We start from the raw sequence: 24,164 nt of genomic DNA, 5'->3' as shown, positions 1-24,164 counted from the left end.
TTAACACAAATAAATTATTAAAAACTGTTTTTTAATTCTTTTTCAAGAAAGTTGTTTTTTAGGGGATGGGTGGAGTAAAGAGCAAAAAGCAAAAAGCAAAGGGCAAAGAGGATTTTTACGTTAGAATCCGGTTTGCTGCTGCGGGATCATTTTATTGATAAAATCCGGACCTGTTGTTTTCGGGTTAAATGGGGCAGACCTTAAACGTTATCTATAAAAAAAACCAGCCAGGAAATCCTGACTGGTCATGTGTTTTGGAGAATTTATCGTTGTTAATTCTTGACGATCTTAAACGTTTTTTCCTGATTAGCGGCTTTTACTTTTATAAGGTAAATACCTTTTGACAGGCTGGAAAAATCCATTTCATATTGGTTTGTATTCAGGGATTTATTTACAATAAGCTGGCCCAGTAAATTGGTAACAGTAATGTTACTGAAATTCTCCTGGTTTGAAACAGTTAACGTATTGGCTACCGGATTCGGATAGTAAGCCAGTTTTTTAAAGGTGAAATCTTCGCTGTTTAAAGCAGTGGAGACTGTTATCGCTAAGCGGTCCGGGCTTTCAATACCGTTAATGGTTTGTGAAGCATAATAGGTAGTATTGTTTACTAAAACGGTTGATAGCGGTAATGTAGGCTCGGTTGTTAACCCGTGAGCAGCCGGATTTGCATACCATTGGATGTTTTGCCCGTTAACGGTAAGATGGGCTAATGTCTGTCCCGGTGTGAATGTCTGTGTCGGTTGTCCTAATGGAGCCGATGGTGTGGTCACGGTCACGGTTAAATATAGTGGGCCACAGCTGGAATGCGAAGGGATAATGGCTATGGAATGCGTTCCTAAAGCAACATTGGTAAAGATGTTACTGTTTTGTGCCGGCTCATTATCAATCTGAAATTGGAAATCACCCTGGCCGCTAACATTTATGGTTACCGTTTGGTTGGTAATCGCAGCAGTAGCGGTAGGAGCATTTGTTAAGCTAAGTACAATTTCGGAAGGCATTGAGGTACATCCATTAACAATATCGGTGGCTGTTACACTGTATACACCTTCTTGTGTAGCATTAAAAGTTGCGCCGGTGGCACCGGAAATAGGTGTGCCGTTCAGGGACCATACAAAAGAATGCAGGGTGCCGGACAGACCGGTTGAAATGGTATAAGGCGTTGTTGTACTGGTATTGGCATCAAAACAAATGAAACCTGATCCTGGCAAACTTACAACAGGTGAAGCATTAACGGTCAGGTTAAAGCTAATAACGCGATGACAGCCGGTTGCGGTATCGCTAACCCGTACAAAAATTACTTGTGAAAAAGGAGTTGTGTTGGTGTAGCTTTGAGGTGTGGCTATCGGATTGGCGCTGTTACTAGCATCCTGCATGGTTGTATAGTAGTCTACAGTATGTGTAGCCGGATTTAAGCCGTCTAATACAACCGGGGTTTGTGCCGTTAAATTAAAAAGGGCAAAACCGCTATTATTCATGCCGCATATTAATAAATTAGGCAGGCCATTGGCAGGTAAAGACATTATGGTGTTAAAATTTACCGGAGCAGACCAGTTGCTGTTTGTTGTTGGAGTGCAAATGGCTCTCACATATACATCATAGGAAGTACAAGGTGATAGCATCGTAACGGTATAAGGACTGGTTACCGATACTATTCCGGGAGTGCCAGGTTGTGGTGCAGGAGTACCAAGTGGCAAAATAATAACTTCCCACTGCGTTTCATTGTTGGAAGATGTCCAGCTAATGTTGGCGGTAGTCGCTGTAACATTGGTCACGGCAATATTTGCCGGAACGTTACAAGCCTGTCCAAACGAAGCGAAAGAGATCAGTAGGATAAGTAGTGATGTGATAAAGTAGTTTTTTTTCATGTGCTTTGGCTTTCAGTGATTTGAGTCTCAAAGCTAATGAAAAATGCACAAATAGCGAGGATTATTTTTTTAAATATAAATAATGGTTGTAGTAGTCAATGATTCCTTTGCCTTTTAGTAGTATATCTGCCCCGATTATTCCGTGTACCGGTTTTGCTTTGTATTGTTGTAAGGCCAGATTGACATGGCTCATGTCAAAAATAACCAGTGCAAAATCACTGGTTTTCCATCGGGAAAGCTGCAGCAGGTTATCCGTTGCCATTTTAGTCTGCATTCCGGTGGCGCCGGCTCCGGCAGCCATGGTGGGCGAATCCTGTGCGGCCAGTTTAAAACGGTCGATGCTTTCAAAGCCAATACAGCTATTGGATGCTCCGGTGTCTAAAATAAAACTGCCGGGAACGCCGTTGATTTTGGCTTTTATCAGTAAATGCTGTGTTTTTGATACTTTAAAAGGAATTTTAAGATAACCTTTATTTTTTAAGATCTCATGCAAGTTTTCCATAACTCAAAAATAGTTTAAAAAACGAACAACTTTGTACCTTTGCACTTTTAAAAGAAAAGATTATAATGACTTTAACAGATACGCATACCCATTTATATTCGGAAGAATTTGACCAGGACAGAACCGAAATGATAACCCGGGCAATTGCTGCCGGTGTTACACGTTTTTTTGTACCGTCCATAGATTCTGAGTATACTCAGAAAATGTACGACCTGGAAAAAGAATTTCCGGAAAATATTTATTTGATGATGGGACTTCATCCGTGTTATGTAAAAGAAAATTACGAACAGGAGCTGGCACATGTTGAAGCGGAGCTTAAAAAGCGAAAATTTCTGGCTATCGGAGAAATCGGGATTGACCTGTACTGGGATAAAACAACTTTGGCGATTCAGCAAACAGCGTTCCGCCGGCAGATACAATTGGCGAAACAATATAAATTGCCTATTAACATTCATTGCAGAGAAGCCTTTGATGAGATTTTTGAAGTGCTGGAAACGGAAAAATCAGCCGATTTATTCGGGATTTTCCATTGCTTCAGCGGAACCTACGAACAGGCATTACAGGCAATATCCTATAATATGAAGCTGGGAATAGGAGGCGTGGTGACTTTTAAAAACGGAAAAATCGACCAGTTTTTAAATCAGATTGATATCAAACATATTGTACTGGAAACAGATTCTCCATATCTGGCTCCGGTTCCTTACAGGGGGAAAAGAAATGAAAGCAGTTATACGAAATTAGTAGCCGAAAAGCTTGCGCTAATTTATGAGCTCCCTGTAGAAGAAGTTGCCCGGATAACAACGGAAAATTCTAAAGCAATTTTTGGTATTTAACAAAGAAATTCCGTTCAATTAATAAAATTTTCGTTCATTTGTGGATTGCTAAATAAAATAACTAATGTCAAAATTTGATCATATACGCCAGTTTTATGATTCTGAAGTAAATGAAGCTCTAAAAAGCATCATGCATCACCCCATGATGAAGGCCCTGATGAGCTTTACGTTTCCCGATACAGATGATGCGGTATGGATGGAACAATTGGAAAGAACGCACTCCATCAGAGATTTTCAGGTGAATTTTATTTATCAGTCAGTTCAAAGAGTTCTGGAAAAAAGTTCAGACGGGTTAACGGCTTCCGGATTTGAAAAACTGGAACCGAATACGGCTTACCTTTTTATATCGAACCATCGCGATATCATTTTAGATACTTCCCTTTTAAATGTCAGCCTGTTTGACCATGGGCAGATTATGACGGCTTCTGCTATTGGTGATAATTTAGTGCAGAAATCGTTTTTGCTGACCTTGTCAAAACTCAACCGAAACTTTTTGGTACAAAGAGGATTGCCGCCAAGAGAATTGCTGCAAAGTTCAAAACTGATGTCGGAATTCATGTATCATTTACTGACAAAAGAAAACCGGTCTGTCTGGATTGCACAAAGAGAAGGAAGAACAAAAGACGGTAATGACGCCACCAATCCGGGTGTGCTGAAAATGCTGGCGATGGCCTGCGAAGGAAAGAACGTTATCGAATTCTTTAAAAAAATAAAAATCGTTCCGGTTTCAATTTCATACGAATACGATCCTACAGATGCTTTGAAAATGCCGCAACTGATGGCTGAAGCAAATGATGAAGTGTATATCAAGGAGAAGAATGAAGATTTTATTACGCTGATCAGCGGTATTATCGGGCAAAAGAAAAGAATACACATTCATGTGGGCGATGTGCTGGATAAAGAACTGGATAAGATTGGAGCGGAGTTTGATAATTCCAATAAGCAGATTCAGGCTTTGGCGCAGGTTATAGACGATTCGATACTTTCAACTTACCGCCTGTGGCCGACCAATTATATCGCATACGATTTACTGCATAAAACCGATCGTTTTTCGGAACGTTATACGCAGAAAGAAAAACAGCTTTTTGAAAGACGACTGGAAATGAAACTGGGCGGAGAAGTAAAAACGCTGCGCGACGGATTCCTGGCCATGTATGCCAATCCGGTAATCAATAAAATGAAATACGAAAATGTCTAACAGACCCAACATTCTGTTAATATACACCGGTGGAACAATTGGTATGGTGAAAGATTCCGAAACAGGAGTATTGAAAGCATTTAATTTTGATGAATTACTGCTTCGTATTCCGGAACTGAAACTGCTGGATTGTGATATCGAAACATTTTCTTTTAAAGAGCCCATCGATTCTTCGAATATGAATCCGAAAAAATGGGTGGCGATGGCGAATGCCATTGAAAACAATTATGACAGGTTTGACGGATTTGTGGTATTGCACGGTTCGGATACCATGTCATATTCTGCTTCTGCCTTGAGCTTTATGCTCGAAAATCTGAGCAAACCGGTCGTGTTTACAGGTTCCCAGCTGCCAATAGGTGATTTAAGGACCGATGCTAAGGAAAACCTGATTACGGCCATACAAATTGCGACACTTCAAAATAAAAATAAACCGCTTATAACGGAAGTATGCCTGTATTTTGAATACAAGCTGTACCGGGGCAACCGGACGACTAAAATAAGCGCGGAACACTTTAATGCTTTTACATCGCCCAATTATCCTGCTATTGCGGAATCGGGTGTGCATTTAAAAGTGAGTGAGGAACTGCTGTTAAAGAGAAACGGAAACAAAAAACTGAAAGTAAACAAGGATTTTGACGATCATGTGGTGATTGTTAAAATGTTTCCGGGAATCAATGAAAGTGTTTTACATGCCGTTTTGAATATTCCGAATCTGAAAGGAGTTATACTGGAAACATACGGTTCCGGTAATGCGCCAACGGAGGAATGGTTTATTGCAATACTGGAAAAAGCCGTAAAAAACGGACTGCACATTGTTAATGTGACACAATGTTCCGGAGGAAGTGTGAATATGGACAAATATGAAACCGGATTAGAGCTAAAAAAAATAGGCGTTATTTCGGGCCGGGATATCACGACAGAGGCTGCAATTGCTAAGCTGATGTACCTTTTGGGGCAAAAAGTTTCCCCTGCAGTTTTTAAAACTATATACGAAACATCAATACGTGGAGAAATGACATAATATTTTTGTAAAAAGCATTGATAAAACAAAATAAAAGTCGTTAATTCGCAATCTGAAATTAGAGAGGTGGCCGAGTGGTCGAAGGCGCACGCCTGGAAAGTGTGTATACTCCAAAAGAGTATCGAGGGTTCGAATCCCTTCCTCTCTGCTTAATGGTATAAACCGCAGTAAATCATTGATTTACTGCGGTTTTTTTTATGATTTAAATTCTCTCGAACCTATATAGTCAAATGATGACAAATGATTGATTGATAGTAAATTAAATATTCTGCTCTTTATTGCTTTTATAAATTTAAATTTTATTTCAATTATCAATGCATACATACATTTCCTATCCGCTAAATGGTCAGGTACTTTCTTTATTTATTTTAGATGATATTTACATGAAGCACTCATCAAATAGTTAAATGATTATCGAGTAACTCAGTTTGCTAATTGGTAATAGATTCCGATAGTCAGGTTTATGGTAAAATGTATTTAAAGTTTGCCTTTCTCTTCTAAAATAAAACTTTATAAGCATTGTAAATGTGTCCTTTTTAGTATTTAATAATTCTTTTATTTTAAAAAATAGTATATTTACATACTAAAAAATGATTTATGAACTATCAACTTATTAAGGACGTTATTCAACTTGTAGAGAAATTTGAAAGGGACAATAACAGTGATGGTTATCCAAAAGATATAAAAGACTTTAAAAAATGGGTTTCTGATAATGAAAAGGAGACGAACTCTGATTTAAAAGAACCTGATTGGGAGGGTAAAATAGATGGCAGAAGTCCAGAGAGTGTAATCAGTACTTTATTGGTACACATGAATCGATATGCTAAAGCCTACTCTAAATCTGCTATTCACGGTTCTGAGTTTTCGACACAAGAAGATTTCGTTTATCTAATTAATTTAAAAGCTTTTGGTGCAATGACAAAGATGGAGCTTGTTAAAAAAAATATACAGGATAAACCAACAGGGATGCAAATCATTAACCGTTTGATCAAAAATGGCTGGGTAATACAGAGTGATTCAGAAACGGACAGGAGAAGTAAAGTAATTAAGATCACTCCCAGAGGTTTGGAATCATTAAGCGAACAAATGGGAAAAATACGCCTAGCAACTCAAATTGTTTCAGGTGATTTGTCTTATCCTGAAAAAATGCAGCTGATAAGGTTATTAAATAAACTGGATGATTTTCACCACCCAATTTTTTCCCAACATATAGACAGTCATGAGCTTTTGCAAAAAGTGAATGATGACTTTTTATTCACTAAAAAGACAAGTATATGAAAAAGAAAATCGCAATAATTGGTTCAGGTATTTCTGGTTTATCTGCTGCTTCGTACTGTGCTCAGGCAGGTAACGAGGTTCACGTTTTTGAAAAACAGGATCAACCCGGTGGAAGAGCCAGGCAGTTTCAAACAGATAATGGTTATACCTTTGATATGGGGCCAAGCTGGTATTGGATGCCTGATATTATTGAATCGTTCTTTAACAATTTCGGTTATCATGCTACAGACTTTTACAATCTTGTTGCCCTAAACCCACAGTTTGAAATAATCTTCCAAGATGGTAAGATTACAGTTCCGGAATCCTATGATGATCTTAAAGTTTTATTTGAAGATATTGAAAAGGGAGCAGGTGAGAAGTTGGATCTTTTTATGAAATCTGCTAAATATAAATATGATATCGGAATGAAAGAATTTGTAAATAAGCCCTGTCACAGTTGGCTGGAATTCTTATCTCCAAAGATTGCTGGTAGTACTTTAAAACTAAATCTGCTCACCAATTTTAGAAGTTATGTGGGGAAATATTTTTCCAATCATAAATTAAGAGCGCTTATGGAGTTCCCTGTTATATTTCTCGGGGCCTCGCCAACCAAAATTCCGGCCTTGTATAGCCTGATGAATTATGGAGGCTATGCTCTGGGAACCTGGTATCCGATGGGCGGTTTCTATCAATTGGTTCTTGCCATGCAAAAAGTAGCAGCAGAACAAGGCGCCTATTTTCATTTCAATCAAAATATTGATCAGATTATTGTTGAACAAGGTCAGGCCAAAGGATTAATTGTTAACGGAGAATTCCTGGCATTTGATTCGATAATAGCATCTTGTGATTATCACCATACAGAGACATTACTGGAACCCAACATGCGTAATTATGATGAAAAATACTGGGCTAGCCGTACTTTTGCTCCTTCCTGTCTGATTTATTATTTGGGTTTTAACGAACGGATTCCCAATTTAAAACATCATACCTTATTTTTCGAAAACGATCTGGACGAACATGTTGCCACCATTTACAACACCAAAAAATGGCCGGAAAAACCATTATTCTATGCCTGTTGTCCGTCAAAAACCGATCCATCGGTCGCCCCGGAAGGGTGTGAAAACCTTTTTTTATTAATACCCCTTGCCACTGGGCTTTCCGATGCGGAATCAATTCGGGAGAAGTATTTATACGAAATGTTGGAACGTATCGAAAAACATACCGGAACGATGAACCTGAAGTCAAAATTAGATTATAAAAAAAGTTATTGTGTCAGCGATTTTATAAACGATTACAATGCTTATGGCGGTAATGCCTACGGATTAGCCAATACGCTAAATCAAACGGCGGTACTAAAACCATCTATTAAAAACAAGCACGTAAACAATCTGTTTTACACCGGTCAGCTAACAGTACCCGGACCGGGAGTTCCACCCTCTATTATATCAGGCAATATAGTTGCAAAAGAAGTAAACAAACTCAAAATATCCAGGTATGAAAAAGCTATTTGACGAAGTATCCTATAAGGTTAGCAAAATTGTGACAGAAAAATACAGTACAAGCTTCTCTCTAGGCATTTTGGCTTTAAAGCCCGGAATCAGACCTGCTATATATGCTATTTATGGCTATGTACGACTGGCTGATGAGATCGTTGACAGTTTCCACGATTATGACAAAGCCGCATTACTGGAGCGTTTTCGAAATGAAACCTACATGGCGTTCCGGGAAGGGATTTCACTAAACCCAATATTGCAGTCATTTCAGGAAACAGTAAACCATTATAACATCGACCAATCATTAATTGCACAGTTTCTGCATAGTATGGAAATGGACTTGCATCAGGTAGATTATAATTCCGAGCGCTATCAGGAATATATTTTAGGCTCAGCAGAAGTGGTAGGACTTATGTGTCTTCAGGTATTTGTGAATGGAGACAAGTCTTGCTTTGAAAAACTAAAACCCTATGCGATGAAATTGGGGTCCGCTTTTCAGAAAGTAAACTTTTTAAGGGATCTAAAAGACGACTATCAGATTTTGGGACGTACCTATTTCCCAAATATCCAAATGAATCTTTTTAACCCAGAGATTAAACATCAGATTGAAACTGAAATTGCATCAGAGTTTGAAGAAGCATTGATCGGGATAAAAATGCTGCCAGCTTCTTCCCGATTTGGAGTATATTTAGCTTACAAATACTACTTATCGTTGTTTACTAAAATAAAGAAAACTCCGGCTGAGAAAATAATGTCCCAACGGATTCGTATTGCCAATAGTCAAAAGTTATCCCTTGCGATGAGTAGTTATGTACAATATAAAATAGCCGTTCTATGAAGTTATTAACGGTATTACTAATGTTTTTTACCTGTCTTATCACAGTAGCACATAATGATCCTAATATGGATATGGATTCCATACGTGCGAATTATGTCAAAGCAGTATCGGATAAAAAGCTGTGTAAAGCCATGTTAGCGCAATTACAGACTAAAAATGGAAATAGTGTTTATCTTGCTTACAGGGGGGCTTTCAGAACAATATGGGCCAGTCATGCCATCAATCCGATAGTTAAGCTTAATGCTTTTAATAAGGGTAAAAAGGATATCGAAAATGCTGTAAAAGAAAGTCCTAATAATATTGAAATCCGTTTTATCCGATTATCTATTCAGCAAAACTGTCCTTCCTTTTTAGGATACAACAACGAAGTAGAACAAGATTTGCAATTTATTCATGCTAACAAAAATAGGATAACCTCAATACCGCTAAAAAATATGATTGCTGCAGTCGTTAAAAAAGAAATACAATGATTACCGATTTAAACAAGAGTAATAATTAAATATGTAAATACCGCTTTTTCGATGAGAGACACAATGAATTATCTGTTAATGCTTTATTTTTAGGTGTTTTAGCAAGTTGCATATCTGTGAAAAACTGCAATATATACTTAACCGGCATTACCATGCATAGGAACAATTGTCTAATTAATCTTTCAAACCGCTATGAATTTTAGCATCGTTATTTTAACATTTATACTAATGGAAGGTGCAACCTGGATTATCCATAAATATGTGATGCATGGATTTTTATGGGTCTTGCATCGGGATCATCACGATCACACCAATAAAGGACCGCTTGAAAAAAATGATTACTTTTTTGTAATCTTTGCATTACCGGCCATTGCCTTATTATATTGGGGTTCTTTAAACAATTTTGATTACCGGTTTTTCATAGGTTTAGGTATTACCTTATATGGTATTGCTTATTTTTGGGTGCATGATATTTTTATTCACCAACGAATAAAAACATTGCAGAAAACACAAAACCCATATTTTCTGGCTATCCGAAGAGCGCATAAACAGCATCACAAACATACGGGCAGGCACGATGGAGAATGCTTCGGTTTTTTATGGGTTCCCTTAAAATATTTCAGAATGTATTTTAATACTAAACAATAATGAAACCGTATACTTATTTATTGATTAATTTGCTTACCGTAATTGTTTGCTTTATTTTTTCATTTGACAAAAGGATACAGTTCAACAAACAGTTTTCTGCCTTTTTAAAGGCCGGTATCTTGGTTGCAATACCATTTATAATATGGGATATCTTTTTCACAAAAATAGGAGTCTGGTGGTTTAATAAAGCCTATACCCTTGGTATTAGCATTTTCGGTTTGCCAATCGAAGAATGGTTGTTTTTTATATGTATTCCGTTTTCTTGCATTTTTACATTTTTCTGCCTCGACAAATTTTTTAACCTTGACTGGGCCAGGCCTTACAATAATATCATTGTATTCATCAGCGTGATTGTATGTGCCGTGTTTGCTTTATTATATACAGATAAGATTTATACTTTAGTTACTGCAATTATTACAATATTAACGTTAGTCTTTTTACATTTTATAGCTCGGGTAGATTGGATCGGAAAAGCTTCTCTGGTGTTTTCTGTATTAATGCTTGGTTTTTTTCCAGTTAATGGGGTGTTAACCGGTACAGGACTGGAATCTGCAATAGTCAATTATAATCCCGAAGAATTTTTAAATATACGATTACTTACTATTCCCATTGAAGACGCTGTTTACGGATATGCTCAATTTCTTCTTAATCTTTACTTCTTTAAGATGTTTCAAAAACGTAATTAGTGTTTTTGATATCTTATTTGCAAGTTGAAAATATAGGATACTATTGCTTATTATTATTTAGAACGATTTTATATTTTACCTGTAGTTGCTACAATTTAATCTGGCGAAACATTTTTACTGTAGTTTTGTGTTAAACTTAGCCTGATATCAAATATGAATTAACAAAAGTTATTCATGCATAATTGATTAATTGGCAAATCTGCCAGAAATAATTCTAAAAACTAGTGTGCAATGTAATTGCATAAAAGATAAAAGCTTGTATTCATAAGATGTATCATTTCATTAATTTTATTCAGGGAATTCCTTTAGCACAGCCATTAAAAGTTAAGGTGCTAAGGGAGAATGATGAGTACCTGTCTATTGTTCAGGATTTGAATTTATATGCAAAAGGTAATGATTTAAATGAAACCATTGAAGAGTTAAAGGAGGATTTGAAGAATCTATATCAGGATTTATTTAATAGTGATTACATCCCTTCAGGTAATGCAATGAGACTTAAAAGTGAATTTGAAAAAATATTAAAGTAAATGGGGAAATTTATAATATTTACCGAAAAGGAAGTTAATGTTGCTATTCGAGAAAAAATTCCAACGAAGGATATACATAATAATGGCAGACATGATACTGCAAAAATCGTTATAGGGAATAAATATTATGGTACGATAAAATTGCCTGATTTAAGCGATGAAAAATTTGGAGAAAGCAGAACTAAAATAACTATTAAGCAATTGGGATTAACATCTATTCAGTATAATGAATTTGTAAAAGGTATAATGAGTAAGAAGGAATATAATAGCATCTTAAGTAGTAAGTGATTTACATATTACAAGTTTTATAAAACAAAAAAGATACTAATCATAGTACTACTCTTTTTTTTACCTCACTTATGGAACGAAAATAATTAATGTAGATCAATTGACTCAGATTTTAAGGTAACGCTTGTGTCAAATATTTTTACCGGTAAATAGCTATTTAGCGAAACTGTAGTTTAGTCCTCTATATGGCCGGCTATGATGTTTTCACGGAACTTAGCCCAGTTTGAGTCACCTTTCCAGTAATAGCATTCGGACATCCGGTAATCATCAAGATTTAGCTGGTGGAATTCATTTGGTGTATTCAAAACTTCAACGCCTAATTGCTGCAGTACTATATTGATATCGCCTTCTGCTGCTTTAACGGCATTCCGGTATAATTCGCCATAATATTTGTAAGAGAGATAGGTAATTACATAATCCTCAAATCCTATTTCTTTGGCAAAGAGATGGACCAACTCCCCGCCAAATTGTAAGTCGTCATTATCAGTGCTGTAGTCTAAATGCAGTTTACGGCTCCAGTGCAAAAGGTGGTAGTCGTCCAGAAAAACAATGGCAAAATCGTTTTCGAAAGCTACAGCCAGTCCATAATATTGAATCTTTTCGAGATTAACAGGCGCTCGGCCGATCAAAGCATTGGTATCATGTCCCATTAGAGATATAGGTTTTAAATCGAAAAAACAGCCTCTATCTGGGTTCCTTTTCCAACATTCGATTTGATTTTCAGTTCTCCTCTTAAGGCAGTAATACGTTCGGTCATGTTTTTCAGTCCGATGCCTTTTTTGGACGATTTCAGATCAAAGCCCTTACCGTCATCACTAACCACTAGTTTTAGCGTATTCTCCTCAATCGGGGTGATCGTGATAAAAGCATTTTTAGCATTGGCATACTTGTTTATGTTTAAAATAGCCTCCTGGATAATGCGGTAAATGTTAATCTTGGTTGTGCTCGGAACTGTATCCCAATTGATACTTTCATCAATTTCATGATGGAAACTGGTACTGTTGATGTTTTCCTGACTTTTGATCAGGAAGCTGAGTAATTCGGAGAAATTGCGCTCTTCAAAGAAAGAGTTTTTCTTTAAATCATGGGATATCGTCCGGATCTCTTTTTCAATATTCTGAAGTTCCAGGATATACTCTTTTCTTTTTTCCGTTGCCTTTTCGTCGGCTTTATTGTTGAAAAAACCTAAATTCATACGAACACCATAAATCTTATTCATGATGTTGTCGTGCAGCTCCATTGCAATTCTCGATTTTTCTTCTTCCTTAGCCACATTTACTTTTTCCTGCTGTTCGATAAGTAAATGATAGATTTCTTCATTGGCTTCCTGTTGCTGTTGCAGTAATTGTAACTCTTTGTTTTTCGCTTTTAAGTGGCGGATGATCCCCAGGGCTGTTACCAGGAAAATAAAAAAGGCAGCACCAATCAGGATATAAAGATTTCGTTTTGTCAATACCTGGTTTTCTTCTTCCAGTCGTTCTGTTTCGTAGGCTATCCGGGCATATTTATTTCTCGTGGCTCTTTCTTTTTTCTGTAAACTGTCGCTAACGGCTATATAGACATTGGAATAGTGCAGGTTGTTTTGATTGTCAATTTGCGATAACAATTTTAAAGAACGCAGTATTTCATAGTAACTTTTAATATCGTTAGCCAGTTGGTAGCTCTCTTTAAAAATAGAAATGGATTTAGCAGTGTCTTTTTTCATCAGGTAGTATTCTCCTAACTGTATTTTACTGAACACCACAGCCGATTTTATATCAAGACTGTCCCGGATGTGCAGCGCTTCAAAGAACATATCCGGTAAATTCGAGAAGTTGCCGGTTTTCATTCGGGAATAAGCCAGGTTACTCAAAGAAGTGGCATACGAATCCGGAGATATTTTCCGCAGGTCTTTAATGGCAATTACTTTTTCAAATTGTTCGATAGCCTTATTGTGCTCACCCATTTTTTCATACAGGTAACCCATATTGTTTAAAGTGGGAGCCGAATAACTGATGATAATCCGCGGATCGGTTTCTTCCAGTTTTAGCTTTTCAAATTCCTTTAATGCCAGTTCGTGGTATTTTAATGCTTCCGAATCGTAGTTCAATCCCTGTAAATTGATGGCAAGCATGTTGTAGCAGCCGTAAATTAACCGGTGATTTTTTGTTGGTGTTAAAAAGTGCAGGGCATTACTAACTTCAATTTCGCTTTCGGTATAGTTTCCTTCGTTATATAAGATACCGCCTTTGTACAGATACATTCTGCCAAGGTTTTCATAGTCTTTTTTCTTGCTGTAGATTTTTTCTGCCTGAAGATAGTAGTAGAAAGCACTGTCTTTTTTGGTAGGCTCATAGCAGTCACCGATATAGTAAAGCGCTTTAGCAACAGCCAGAGTATCTTTTCCTTCTACTGAAAGCCGGTGCGCGATACGGCTGATGGTTTTGGAATTGTCAAAATCATTCTGACGGTAATATTCAGAAGCAAGCTGGAAATAATAATCCCGGGTAATAGAATCGTTTTTCCTTTTAGAAATATAATTGATGATGGAATCGTAGTAGATCTTTTTCTGTTCAACTTTCAGATTGGTATTACCGGCATCTTTAAATAATGATTTTATTTTTTTGTCAGAATCATTAATGGGGACATTTGTGTTATCTTTTTTACAGGCGAAAAAAAATAAACAGCAGAACAATAGTGTGGTGTTGCGTAGTAATTTCAAATCAAAACGAGTTGCGGATTATTTACCAAATGTAAGACTTTGATGTAATAAAGTAAAAAAAAGTTGGGCAATATGGTTAGTTAAAACCGTATTGCCCAAATGTAGGTTGCTTTAAAAGTTAAATTATCTTTTTGGTGGGATAATGGTTCCTCCGCCATTGTCGTCACCTTCAAGATTTGTACTTATCGGCTCAGTGGTCGTGTTGTTTGGTAAAATTGCTGTGGAATCGTTAGGGATCACACGCATTAAGTCACTTTCTTTATTAAATTGTTGTTTTGCGCTGGTTTCTTGTGAAGCATCATATTCGTCAGTTGAACAAGAGAAGGTTAATCCGCCAACAATAATAAGTGTCAAAATAAGAAGTACTTTTTTCATAAAAAATTTTTTTAATGTTAAGATAATGGGGTCGTTACAACATTTTTTATGATGTTGTGGTATTTGTTTTGTTTGTTGATCTGAAAGATGGGATTTCTTTTCAGTATTACTAAAGATGTCATTTGTAAATTATGATCCCTCATCCTAGTAATTGTTTAAAGCTTTAAATTGTTCCGTCATTATTACAGTTACAAAATTATATAATGTTGAATTTCTTTTTGTTATCATTGACTGCGTATTTAGTGGTTGTAAGGCGGTTGTTAGTAGAATGACTGTTTTTGCGGGTGAATAGCAGATTTACTAAGAAGAGATACGCCGGATAATGGTGTCAATGTTATCTTTATAAGACCTTGAGAAAGGAATCGAAATTTCATTATTATTTAAGTAGCATTTTAATTTCCCTAAATTAATTCTGGAAACATAATTAATATTTACAATTGAACTGTTGTGCACCCGTAAAAAATAGAAAGGTAATAAACTTTCAAAATGTTTTAACGTCTTGTAGGCACTAATTTTTTGCCCTGAATTCAGGAAGATATCAGTAGTGTTATTGTCTGCTTTTAAATGCGTAATGTCTTTTAAATGTACAAACTGATAATCACCGTATGATTTCACACAAATAGTTTCAGGCTCTTTGACCGGATTTTTTTTCTGGAAACGAAGTAAGCATTTTCGAAGCTCACTTTGACTCAGTGGTTTTAATAAATAATCCGAAACCCCTTTTTTAATAGCTTCAAACGCATGGCTTTCATTGGAAGTAATAACCACAAAATAGGGTAATTCCTCTAAAAACTCATTCAATTCCGATAAAATAGCGAAAGATAAATCAGAATCGGGCTTTTTTGAAGCAATTTCAATGAACACTAATTTCGGCTTTAACTCTAAAATCCTGTTTATGGCTTCCTCCTTGGTTTTGATGATACCAAGGCACAGGAAGTCTTCAAAATCTTCAAAAACATCTAAAATACTTTTGGCAACTTTCTCATCGTCATCAATGAGCAGAAACGGATAATGCACAGCTGAAATTTTAGTGCAAGCTATGATTTTCATACGATATAGTTTTACGGATATTCCGTACTTTTTGTTTAGATTTGTAATAGAAAATAAACGTTATGTCAAAAGAGATAAATATTCTGTTAGTTGATGACCATCCGATGACACTGGATGGCTATATTAATTTGCTTTCTGAGTTTAATACAGAAAATTTAGCGCTTAATTTTACGACAGCCCATAATTGTACCGCTGCCTATAATGCGATCATGAACTTTTTCAGATTAAAAAAGGCTATTGATTTTGCTTATCTGGATATCAGCCTGCCGGCTTATAAAGAGATGAACATGGAATCCGGTGTGGATTTGGCAATGCTGATAAGAGAGAAATTTCCAAATTGTAAAATTGCGTTGCTTACCATGCATAATGAACCGGTTTTGATCGACAAGATTATGAACAAGGTAAATCCGGAAGCTTTTATATCAAAATGTGATGTGAACTTCGAAATGTTTCCAAACGTTTTTGAAAAGATTTACAGCGGTGAAAATTTTGTGAGCCATACCATTTCCAACTCACTGAAAGAGCTGATGATGAAGAATATCAAATGGGATTCCATTGATAGCCAGATATTGCTCCTGATTTCTCAGGGTGTTAAAACGGCAGACCTTCCCAATTATATCCCGCTTTCGATGAGTGCACTGGAAAAAAGAAAAGCAAATATTAAAAGTCAGTTGCTCCGTTCCAAAGGCGGTGATAAAGAACTGATTGAAGAAGCAAAGAAAATCGGATTGATATAGGTTTTCAAAAGATTCGAAGGCAATAAACCAAAATAAAGCTAGTTTTTATTACTTTAGTACAGAAATTAAGCAAAGTATGATTAAAGTTAGCCTGCTATACCTTTTATTGATTTTTCCGGTTTGTATTTTTGCTCAGACAGAAGAAACAGAAAAAAAAGAAGAAGAGAAAAAAGTTGTTGTTGTAGACTCTTTGTATAGAGAAGATCAGTTTTATATCAGTATTGCCTATAATTTACTTCAAAACAGCCCGAGCGGTTTTTCACAAAACTCGTTTTCATTAGGGCTTAGCACCGGTTTTCTCCGGGATATTCCACTGAATAAAAAGAGAACTTTTGCCATCGCACCCGGAATAGGATATACTTTTAACAGCCTGCGCCAGAACATGAAAATCATGGAAGAGAACAATGTTGTGAACTATTCCATCAGTTCTGATTTTGACAGAAACAAACTGGAAATGCATTATCTGGATATTCCTGTTGAAGTGCGCTGGAGAACGTCTACACCGGAAAGCCATAAATTCTGGAGAGTATATTCAGGGTTCAAATTCAGCTATCTGATGTACAGCAAATCCGTTTATACCGGTAGTGACGGAAAATATAAAGTGACCAATAATTCCGATTTGAATAAAATCCAATACGGTCCTTATGTGGGGATCGGCTACAATACTTTTAATGCGTATGCTTTTTACGGTCTGAATCCGTTATTTAAATCCGGTGAAATTGAAGGAGAGAGAATTAAGATCAATGTTTTCAGCTTCCTGGTTATCTTCTACATCTTATAGCCAGTAATACCAAAGTGCGATTTGCGGTAAGGCACCAATTACAATGCCTGCGATAATTTCTTTCATCGAATGGGCATGCATATACAGCCTTGATGTGGCAACAGCACCTACAGCCATTATAAAAAAGGCAATCATGTTTACAAAACGGATGTGGTAATGCAATGAAATTCCCATGATAAAAAGGGTAAATCCGACCAATCCGATCATGTGCAGGCTGGCTTTGAAATGAAATAACAACAGCAGTAAAGCCAGTACGGAACTGATTAAGGCTCCCAGGAAAAAGTAATAGAGTTCGGGTATGGACAGCATCGCAAAGGAATGCTCAATCAATACCAGAAAAAACATAGCCTGGAAAGCCAGCGGTAACCGGCGTTCTTTCTTTTCAGAAAGCATAATACCGGAGCGGATTAATCCCAAAGACTTTAACAAAAAATAAGTGGAAACAGGAAGGAATACCGTTAAGATTATCACCTGAAAAAGTATCAGGTAAATTTCATGCGGATAGAAATAACTGCGCGTTACAAAAAAGTAAAATAAGGTAGCATAAACCGAAATAAACAGTGGATGAAATAAATAAGAAAATAAAGGAAAAATCTTCTTCAAATCCATTTTTGATGTATTGAGGTTAGGCAGAAACGGTTATATTTTCTTTCTCATCCGGGCTACCGGAATATCCAGCTGTTCGCGGTATTTGGCAATCGTTCTCCGGGCTATCGGGTATCCTTTTTCTTTTAAAATTTCGGCAAGCTTGTCATCCGGCAACGGTTTGCTCTTGTCTTCATCTTCAATGACATTCTGAAGGATCTTTTTAATTTCAATTGTCGAAACATCTTCTCCCTGGTCATTTTTCATGGCTTCCGAAAAGAAATCCTTGATTAGCTTGGTGCCATAAGGAGTGTCTACATATTTGCTGTTTGCCACACGGGAAACGGTGGAAATATCCAGACCGATCATGTCGGCGATATCCTTCAAGATCATCGGTCGCAACTTGGTTTCATCACCATCAAGGAAATATTCTTCCTGATAGTGCATGATGGCATTCATGGTTACAAACAGGGTTTCATTACGCTGTTTGATGGCATCAATGAACCATTTTGCAGAATCCAGTTTTTGCTTGATAAACTGTACGGCGTCTTTTTGGGAATTCGATTTCTCCCGGGACTCTTTATACGTTTGCAGCATTTCCTGATAATCTTTGGAAACGTGTAATTCAGGCGCATTTCGTCCGTTCAGGGAAAGTTCTAACTCACCTTCCACAATGCGTATTGAAAAATCGGGAACCACATGTTCGATCGCTTTGGTGTTGCCATCGAAAGAACCACCCGGTTTCGGGTTTAGCTTTTCGATTTCATCAATAGCTTTTCGAAGCTGTTCCTGAGTGATGTCGTATTTTTGTAATAACTTGTCGTAATGCTTTTTGGTAAAGGCATCAAACTGGTTTTCCAGAATGTCAATGGCTAATGCGATCGCTTCTGTTGGTGTTTTATGGCGCAGCTGTAACAACAGGCATTCCTGTAAATCTCTGGCGCCAACACCGGAAGGTTCCAGTTCGTGGATAATGTTCAGAATGCGTTCCACATTTTTATCATCGGTATAAATACCCTGCGTAAACGCCATATCGTCAACAATGTCCTGAATGTCGCGACGGATGTAACCCATGTCGTCGATGCTGCCCACTAAGAATTCGGCAATTTCCCTTTCGCTGTCGGAAAGTATAAAAGTATTCAGCTGGTTGATTAAATCCTGATGGAAGCTTACAGGAGCGGCAAAAGGCAGGCTTCTGTCTTCGTCGTCATCGCTGTAATTATTCGCCTGAAGTTTGTAGTCTGGCGTTTCATCATTGCTTAAATATTCATCGATATTGATCTCGTCAGCATCAATGCGCTCGTTATCATAATCATCATACTCGTCAAAATTATCATCAGCAAACTCATCGGCATCCATTTGTTCTTCCTTACCGGTTTCCAAAGCGGGATTCTCAACCAATTCCTCTTTAAGACGTTGTTCAAAAGCCTGTGTAGGCAATTGTATCAACTTCATCAATTGGATTTGCTGAGGCGATAGTTTTTGGGATAATTTAAGTTGTAAATGTTGTTTGAGCATTATATTGTGTATTCGGTTATTCGTTGATTTGGTTATTTGTCATTTCTGAATAACGTAATGATTGAACCTGATGAAATGTATATTCAAAAATAAAAAATTTTCAGCAAAGGTCACGTCTTCTTTAGTGATATAATCAGGATAAGAAAGCTATAATTTTCTTATCCTGATTTAAACCATAACCAAATTCACAAATTCTGGATTAGAATTCTGCGTTTTGAGGAGTTCTTGGGAAAGGAATTACGTCACGGATGTTTGTCATTCCGGTTACGAACAATACCAGTCTTTCAAAACCAAGTCCGAAACCGCTGTGAACAGCACTTCCGAAACGTCTTGTGTCAAGGTACCACCATAATTCTTTTTCATCAATTCCTAAATCGGCGATTTTTTGTTGCAATACATCCAAACGCTCTTCTCTTTGAGAACCACCTACGATTTCACCAATTCCAGGGAAAAGGATATCCATCGCACGTACCGTTTGTCCGTCTTCATTTAAACGCATGTAGAACGCTTTTATTTTTGCAGGATAATCAAATAGGATTACCGGGCATTTAAAGTGTTTTTCAACAAGGAATCTTTCGTGCTCACTTTGCAGGTCAGCTCCCCATTCGTCAATGATATAATTGAATTTTTTGTTCTTGTTTGGTTTGGAGCTCTTTAAAATGTCAATAGCTTCGGTATAGCTAACGCGTTTAAAGTTGTTGTCCATCACGAAGTTCAGTTTTTCTAATAAACTCATTTCGCTTCTTTCCGCCTGAGGTTTTGATTTCTCTTCATCAAGCAAACGCTGCTCCAGGAATTTTAAATCGTCACCACATTTGTCAACAGTGTATTTAATTACATATTTGATAAAGTCTTCGGCTAAATCCATGTTGTCTGCCAGGTTGTTAAAGGCAACTTCAGGCTCGATCATCCAGAACTCTGCTAAGTGACGGGAAGTATTCGAGTTTTCCGCTCTGAAAGTAGGTCCGAAAGTATAAATCTGACCCAGGGCCATAGCATACGTTTCTCCTTCCAGCTGTCCGGAAACGGTTAAGTTGGTTTCTTTTCCAAAGAAATCTTCCTTATGGTTTATTTTTCCGTCTTCTGTTCGCGGGGTACCGTCAAATGGTAACGTTGTTACTCTAAACATTTCTCCGGCTCCTTCAGCATCCGAACCGGTGATGATTGGTGTATTTACATAAAAGAAACCGTTTTCCTGGAAATACTGGTGCACTGCAAATGCTAATGTCGAACGGACACGCATGATAGCTCCGAAAGCATTCGTACGGATTCTTAAGTGAGCATTCTCACGTAAAAACTCCAAAGAGTGCTTTTTAGGCTGCATCGGATATTTTTCCGGATCGGAATCGCCTAATATTTCCAATTTGGTAACCTGGATTTCTACTGTCTGTCCGGCTCCTTTGCTTTCTACCAAAGTTCCTGTAAGGCTGACAGCAGCACCGGTGGTGATTCTTTTTAAAGTCTCTTCCGGAGTATTTTCAAAATCAACAACACACTGAATATTATTTATCGTAGAACCGTCATTCAACGCGATAAACTGATTATTTCTAAATGTTCTAACCCAACCTTTTGCTTTTACTTCATGCAATGTCTTTGTACCGTTTAGTAGGTCTTTAACTTTAGTGTGCTTCATTGTAATGATTTTTATATTGATTTTTAGTGAATATAAAGTTTTTAATGCCCGCAAAGGTAATAAAAAGCATGTCAAAAAGATAGCAATAAAGCTAATTTAAAGCGGGAATTGATTCGGACTGTAAAGCGGAGTAGCGGAATGCTGTGTGGGGAAATAAAAAATCCGCTGATTCAGCGGATTTTTTTGACTTATACTTTCATGATCTCGGCTTCCTTACCGGCCAAAAGCTCATCGATTTTTTTGATAAAGATATCGGTTAGTTTCTGAACGTCTTCTTCGGCAGTTTTACAAATGTCCTCAGAAGTTCCGTCTTTTTCTAATTTCTTGATATCGGTATTGGCATCCTTACGTACGTTACGGATACTGATTTTGGCATCTTCTGCTTCCGATTTTGCCTGTTTAACAAGGTCGCGACGACGTTCTTCTGTTAATGGCGGAACACTAATGATGATGTTGTCACCATTGTTCATCGGGTTAAAACCAAGATTAGCAATCATGATTGCTTTTTCGATAGGTTGTAACATACTTTTTTCCCATGGCGTAACGGTAATCGTTCTGGCATCGGGCGTGTTAACGTTTGCAACCTGAGAAAGCGGCGTTTGAGAACCGTAGTAATCTACAAAAACACCACCAAGCATTTGCGGTGTCGCTTTTCCGGCACGAATGTTCAGGAATTCTTTCTCCAAGTGCGATAAAGAACCGTTCATGGATTCTTTTGTGCTATCTAAAATAAAATTAATTTCTTCCGTCATGATACTAATTTTTATGATTCAAAATTAAATATTTACTGTTGTTCCAACTGTTGCGCCTTCGCACACTTTTAATAAATTACCTTCTTTGTTCATATCGAAAACAATGATTGGTAATTCGTTTTCCTGACTTAAAGTGAAGGCGGTTGTGTCCATTACATTAAGTCCTTTTTTCAATACATCTTCGAAAGTGATCGAATCATATTTTACAGCCGTAGCATCTTTTTCCGGATCGGCAGTGTAAACACCGTCAACACGCGTACCTTTTAAGATTACATCGGCATTGATTTCAACACCTCTTAAAACTGCTGCCGTATCGGTTGTAAAATAAGGATTTCCGGTTCCGGCTCCGAAGATAACAATTCTTCCTTTTTCCAGGTGGCGAACAGCTCTTCTTTTGATATACGGTTCTGCAATGGCTTCAATTTTTAAAGCAGTTTGCAAACGGGTCTGCATGCCGGCTTCTTCCAAAGCACCCTGTAATGCCATACCGTTAATCACGGTAGCAAGCATTCCCATATAATCTCCCTGAACACGATCCATCCCATTACTCGCTCCGGCTACACCTCTAAAAATATTTCCACCTCCAATAACAATAGCGATTTCAACACCTTTGTCATGGATTTCTTTTATTTCAGCTGCATATTCGGCTAATCTTTTAGGGTCAATTCCATATTGTCTTTCACCCATTAAAGCTTCACCGCTTAATTTTAGAAGGATTCTTTTGTATTTCATTGCAAGTTTTGTTTAGTGGTGCAAATATAGTTATTATCTGTTTTTTTAAAACTAACTCCGTAAATATTTCTTAAACAAAGCAATACTTTTGGTTAACAGGCAAATGCATACGCAGCGGAACGGGGTGTTATTTATAATTTGAGCTCCAGATAGGACTTTCTGGCAGCCTCATAGCCAATATTGAAAATAGATTCCATTCGCAGTTTGTTGGTTTCGAAAGTGCTGTAAATGGATAGTTCTTCCGGCTCGATCACCCAATCGCAGTTATTGAATTTCTGCATGTTGGAATTTGCAGAAAGCAAATCGAAAGCCCTGGTTGTTACCGCTTTTATGGAAGTAAGATCCCTGGCCTCTATTTTCTGGATAGGACTTACATACACACCGATTAAGGTGTCGCAGCGGCCTTGTAAAATATCGGTCGGAAAGTGATTCAGGATACCGCCGTCACTATAAATGCGTCCTTTTATCTCATAAGGCGACATAACACCGGGAAAAGAGGATGAGGCTAAAATGGCATCAACGATCTTGGTTTCCGGGCTGAAAATTTTCAGCTTCCCTTTTACCATATCGGTTGCGGTAATATGGGTGTGTATTTTGAGGTCGCCCAAAGTTGCGTCTTCAAAAATTGAGGTAAAATATTTTTTAAAAGATTCTGAATCAATTAAGCCGGCTTTTTTGAGTGTAAAATGCTTCCAGTGGAAAAAGTAAATGGATTTGAAGAATTCCAGAATCTGATCGGGCGATTTTCCCCAGGCATATAAAGCACCTATGATGGATCCGGCACTGGTACCGGCAATATGAACAGGGCGGATATTTTTTTCTTCTAAAAATTTAATGGCTCCGGCATGTGCTAATCCTTTTGTGCCGCCGCCGGAAAGAATTAAACCTATTGATTTTGTTTGTAAATCCATTTGTACTGTAAAAAGATAAAGTTACACTTTTTGTCCATTGGATTGTGACTTTTGTTACTTTTTAATCCTGTTTTTTGCGCTAAATTTGCACAGTATAATAAATAGAAAATGGAAAATTATATCGAAGACAGCCTGAAAAGAAGTTATACTTATCAGGAATACAGAAGCTTGGTGACAAAATTACTGAAAGAGGGGAAATCGACGGGTAATGAACAGTCTGATGATTTATTGCATTACAGTGAATTGAATGAAACCCGGATGAATCGTCTGGATAAAACAATTGCGGTACCGCAAAACATACAGGAAGGTTTGGCAGCTATCCGTAAAAAATATATCTGGCTGGTGCTTTCGGAAGGCTGGTGCGGCGATGCGGCGCAGATCTTGCCGATCTTGCACAAAATGGACGAGTATACAGAAAATATAACACTGCAGCTTGTTTTCAGAGATGAAAATGAGGAATTGATGCAGCATTTTTTAACAAACGGAGGAAGGGCTATTCCAAAAGTGATTGTTTTGGATGCCGATACTAAAGAAATACTGGCCGATTGGGGTCCGCGGCCACAGGGAGCCAAACAATTAATACTGGATTACAAAGCAGCACACGGTGTTGTTGATGAAACGGCGAAGACGGACCTGCAAATGTGGTACCTGAAAGACAAAGGACTTTCTACACAACAGGAACTGCTTGGTGTGATGGAAGGTTTGTAATTGAAAAACGTATCTGATTTATAAAGGCGGTATTGGGATAGCTAATGCCGTCTTT

General features: G+C 37.4%; 26 protein-coding genes and 1 tRNA gene. 15 read left to right on the top strand and 12 right to left on the bottom strand.

Going from position 1 to position 24,164, the window contains the following annotated elements; all coding sequences use genetic code 11:
• Positions 1-272 precede the first annotated feature (272 nt).
• Together HW120_RS02120 and HW120_RS02115 are read right to left on the bottom strand one after the other, a co-directional pair.
• The gene (locus HW120_RS02120; protein ID WP_177730323.1) at positions 273-1,865 is read right to left on the bottom strand and encodes a T9SS type A sorting domain-containing protein; all 1,593 of its coding nucleotides are present in this window, start codon (positions 1,863-1,865) and stop codon (positions 273-275) included.
• Positions 1,866-1,926: 61 nt separating this feature from the next.
• A complete protein-coding gene (locus HW120_RS02115; protein WP_177730321.1) occupies positions 1,927-2,367 on the bottom strand; it encodes a retropepsin-like aspartic protease in 441 nt (146 codons plus the stop codon).
• Positions 2,368-2,432: 65 nt separating this feature from the next.
• Here HW120_RS02115 and HW120_RS02110 point away from each other — a divergent pair, with 65 nt between their 5' ends.
• The 12 genes from HW120_RS02110 to HW120_RS02055 all read left to right on the top strand — a co-directional run bounded on the left by HW120_RS02110 (position 2,433) and on the right by HW120_RS02055 (position 11,626).
• Complete coding sequence (locus tag HW120_RS02110) at positions 2,433-3,200, top strand: TatD family hydrolase (protein ID WP_177730319.1); 768 nt, start codon at positions 2,433-2,435, stop codon at positions 3,198-3,200.
• A 64-nt stretch (positions 3,201-3,264) separates the two neighbouring features.
• Positions 3,265-4,398: a 1-acyl-sn-glycerol-3-phosphate acyltransferase gene (locus HW120_RS02105; protein WP_177730317.1), complete on the top strand. Its 1,134-nt coding sequence runs from the start codon at positions 3,265-3,267 to the stop codon at positions 4,396-4,398.
• The gene (locus tag HW120_RS02100) at positions 4,391-5,419 is read left to right on the top strand and encodes an asparaginase (protein WP_177730314.1); all 1,029 of its coding nucleotides are present in this window, start codon (positions 4,391-4,393) and stop codon (positions 5,417-5,419) included. Before HW120_RS02105 ends, HW120_RS02100 begins: the two co-directional genes overlap by 8 nt.
• Before the next feature lie 60 nt (positions 5,420-5,479).
• A tRNA-Ser gene (locus HW120_RS02095) sits at positions 5,480-5,567 on the top strand.
• 449 nt (positions 5,568-6,016) lie between these two features.
• On the top strand, positions 6,017-6,697 hold the full coding sequence (locus HW120_RS02090; RefSeq protein WP_177730312.1) for a MarR family winged helix-turn-helix transcriptional regulator: 681 nt from the start codon (positions 6,017-6,019) through the stop codon (positions 6,695-6,697).
• Positions 6,694-8,187, top strand: coding sequence for a phytoene desaturase family protein (locus HW120_RS02085; RefSeq protein WP_177730310.1), 1,494 nt, complete (start codon positions 6,694-6,696; stop codon positions 8,185-8,187). The genes HW120_RS02090 and HW120_RS02085 overlap by 4 nt, the downstream gene beginning before the upstream one ends.
• Positions 8,171-9,007: a phytoene/squalene synthase family protein gene (locus HW120_RS02080; RefSeq protein WP_177730308.1), complete on the top strand. Its 837-nt coding sequence runs from the start codon at positions 8,171-8,173 to the stop codon at positions 9,005-9,007. The genes HW120_RS02085 and HW120_RS02080 overlap by 17 nt, the downstream gene beginning before the upstream one ends.
• Positions 9,004-9,477, top strand: coding sequence for a hypothetical protein (locus tag HW120_RS02075; protein ID WP_177730306.1), 474 nt, complete (start codon positions 9,004-9,006; stop codon positions 9,475-9,477). Before HW120_RS02080 ends, HW120_RS02075 begins: the two co-directional genes overlap by 4 nt.
• A 192-nt stretch (positions 9,478-9,669) precedes the next feature.
• On the top strand, positions 9,670-10,125 hold the full coding sequence (locus HW120_RS02070) for a sterol desaturase family protein (protein WP_177730304.1): 456 nt from the start codon (positions 9,670-9,672) through the stop codon (positions 10,123-10,125).
• Positions 10,125-10,811, top strand: coding sequence for a lycopene cyclase domain-containing protein (locus tag HW120_RS02065; RefSeq protein ID WP_177730302.1), 687 nt, complete (start codon positions 10,125-10,127; stop codon positions 10,809-10,811). Before HW120_RS02070 ends, HW120_RS02065 begins: the two co-directional genes overlap by 1 nt.
• A gap of 269 nt (positions 10,812-11,080) precedes the next feature.
• Positions 11,081-11,338 (top strand): hypothetical protein, encoded by a 258-nt coding sequence (locus tag HW120_RS02060; RefSeq protein WP_177730300.1) that lies wholly within the window; start codon positions 11,081-11,083, stop codon positions 11,336-11,338.
• Complete coding sequence (locus HW120_RS02055; RefSeq protein ID WP_177730298.1) at positions 11,339-11,626, top strand: hypothetical protein; 288 nt, start codon at positions 11,339-11,341, stop codon at positions 11,624-11,626.
• 173 nt (positions 11,627-11,799) lie between these two features.
• On the opposite strand, the gene HW120_RS02050 is transcribed toward HW120_RS02055, so the two are convergent.
• The 4 genes from HW120_RS02050 to HW120_RS02035 form a co-directional block, all read right to left on the bottom strand.
• A complete protein-coding gene (locus tag HW120_RS02050) occupies positions 11,800-12,276 on the bottom strand; it encodes a hypothetical protein (protein WP_177730296.1) in 477 nt (158 codons plus the stop codon).
• A gap of 14 nt (positions 12,277-12,290) precedes the next feature.
• Entirely contained in the window at positions 12,291-14,327 is a 2,037-nt protein-coding gene (locus tag HW120_RS02045; protein WP_177730294.1) for a tetratricopeptide repeat-containing sensor histidine kinase, read from the bottom strand.
• 123 nt (positions 14,328-14,450) lie between these two features.
• Complete coding sequence (locus HW120_RS02040) at positions 14,451-14,702, bottom strand: hypothetical protein (RefSeq protein ID WP_177730292.1); 252 nt, start codon at positions 14,700-14,702, stop codon at positions 14,451-14,453.
• A gap of 300 nt (positions 14,703-15,002) precedes the next feature.
• A complete protein-coding gene (locus tag HW120_RS02035) occupies positions 15,003-15,752 on the bottom strand; it encodes a LytR/AlgR family response regulator transcription factor (RefSeq protein ID WP_177730290.1) in 750 nt (249 codons plus the stop codon).
• A gap of 62 nt (positions 15,753-15,814) precedes the next feature.
• On the opposite strand from HW120_RS02035, the gene HW120_RS02030 reads away from it, so the two are divergent.
• The gene (locus HW120_RS02030) at positions 15,815-16,489 is read left to right on the top strand and encodes a response regulator (protein WP_177730288.1); all 675 of its coding nucleotides are present in this window, start codon (positions 15,815-15,817) and stop codon (positions 16,487-16,489) included.
• Between the two features lie 76 nt (positions 16,490-16,565).
• Positions 16,566-17,270 (top strand): porin family protein, encoded by a 705-nt coding sequence (locus HW120_RS02025; RefSeq protein WP_177730286.1) that lies wholly within the window; start codon positions 16,566-16,568, stop codon positions 17,268-17,270.
• Here the strand turns inward: HW120_RS02025 and HW120_RS02020 are convergent.
• From HW120_RS02020 to HW120_RS01995, 6 genes are all read right to left on the bottom strand, one after another.
• Positions 17,265-17,879 (bottom strand): hypothetical protein, encoded by a 615-nt coding sequence (locus HW120_RS02020; RefSeq protein WP_177730284.1) that lies wholly within the window; start codon positions 17,877-17,879, stop codon positions 17,265-17,267. The two genes, HW120_RS02025 and HW120_RS02020, sit on opposite strands and share 6 nt — an antisense overlap.
• Before the next feature lie 30 nt (positions 17,880-17,909).
• A complete protein-coding gene (rpoN, locus tag HW120_RS02015; protein WP_177730282.1) occupies positions 17,910-19,373 on the bottom strand; it encodes an RNA polymerase factor sigma-54 in 1,464 nt (487 codons plus the stop codon).
• A 199-nt stretch (positions 19,374-19,572) separates the two neighbouring features.
• Positions 19,573-21,006, bottom strand: a complete 1,434-nt coding sequence (asnS, locus tag HW120_RS02010) for an asparagine--tRNA ligase (RefSeq protein WP_177730280.1) — start codon at positions 21,004-21,006, stop codon at positions 19,573-19,575.
• Between the two features lie 188 nt (positions 21,007-21,194).
• On the bottom strand, positions 21,195-21,758 hold the full coding sequence (gene frr, locus HW120_RS02005) for a ribosome recycling factor (protein WP_177730278.1): 564 nt from the start codon (positions 21,756-21,758) through the stop codon (positions 21,195-21,197).
• A gap of 24 nt (positions 21,759-21,782) precedes the next feature.
• Positions 21,783-22,490: a UMP kinase gene (pyrH, locus tag HW120_RS02000; RefSeq protein ID WP_177730276.1), complete on the bottom strand. Its 708-nt coding sequence runs from the start codon at positions 22,488-22,490 to the stop codon at positions 21,783-21,785.
• Between the two features lie 131 nt (positions 22,491-22,621).
• Positions 22,622-23,401, bottom strand: a complete 780-nt coding sequence (locus tag HW120_RS01995) for a patatin-like phospholipase family protein (RefSeq protein WP_177730274.1) — start codon at positions 23,399-23,401, stop codon at positions 22,622-22,624.
• 108 nt (positions 23,402-23,509) lie between these two features.
• Here HW120_RS01995 and HW120_RS01990 point away from each other — a divergent pair, with 108 nt between their 5' ends.
• Complete coding sequence (locus HW120_RS01990; protein WP_177730272.1) at positions 23,510-24,109, top strand: thioredoxin family protein; 600 nt, start codon at positions 23,510-23,512, stop codon at positions 24,107-24,109.
• Positions 24,110-24,164: the final 55 nt, after the last annotated feature.

It is taken from the genome of Flavobacterium inviolabile (assembly GCF_013389455.1).
In the GTDB taxonomy this organism is placed as follows: Bacteria; Bacteroidota; Bacteroidia; order Flavobacteriales; family Flavobacteriaceae; genus Flavobacterium; species Flavobacterium inviolabile.
Note: the sequence above shows the minus strand (reverse complement) of the source record. Positions and strands in the feature narration are given on the sequence as shown.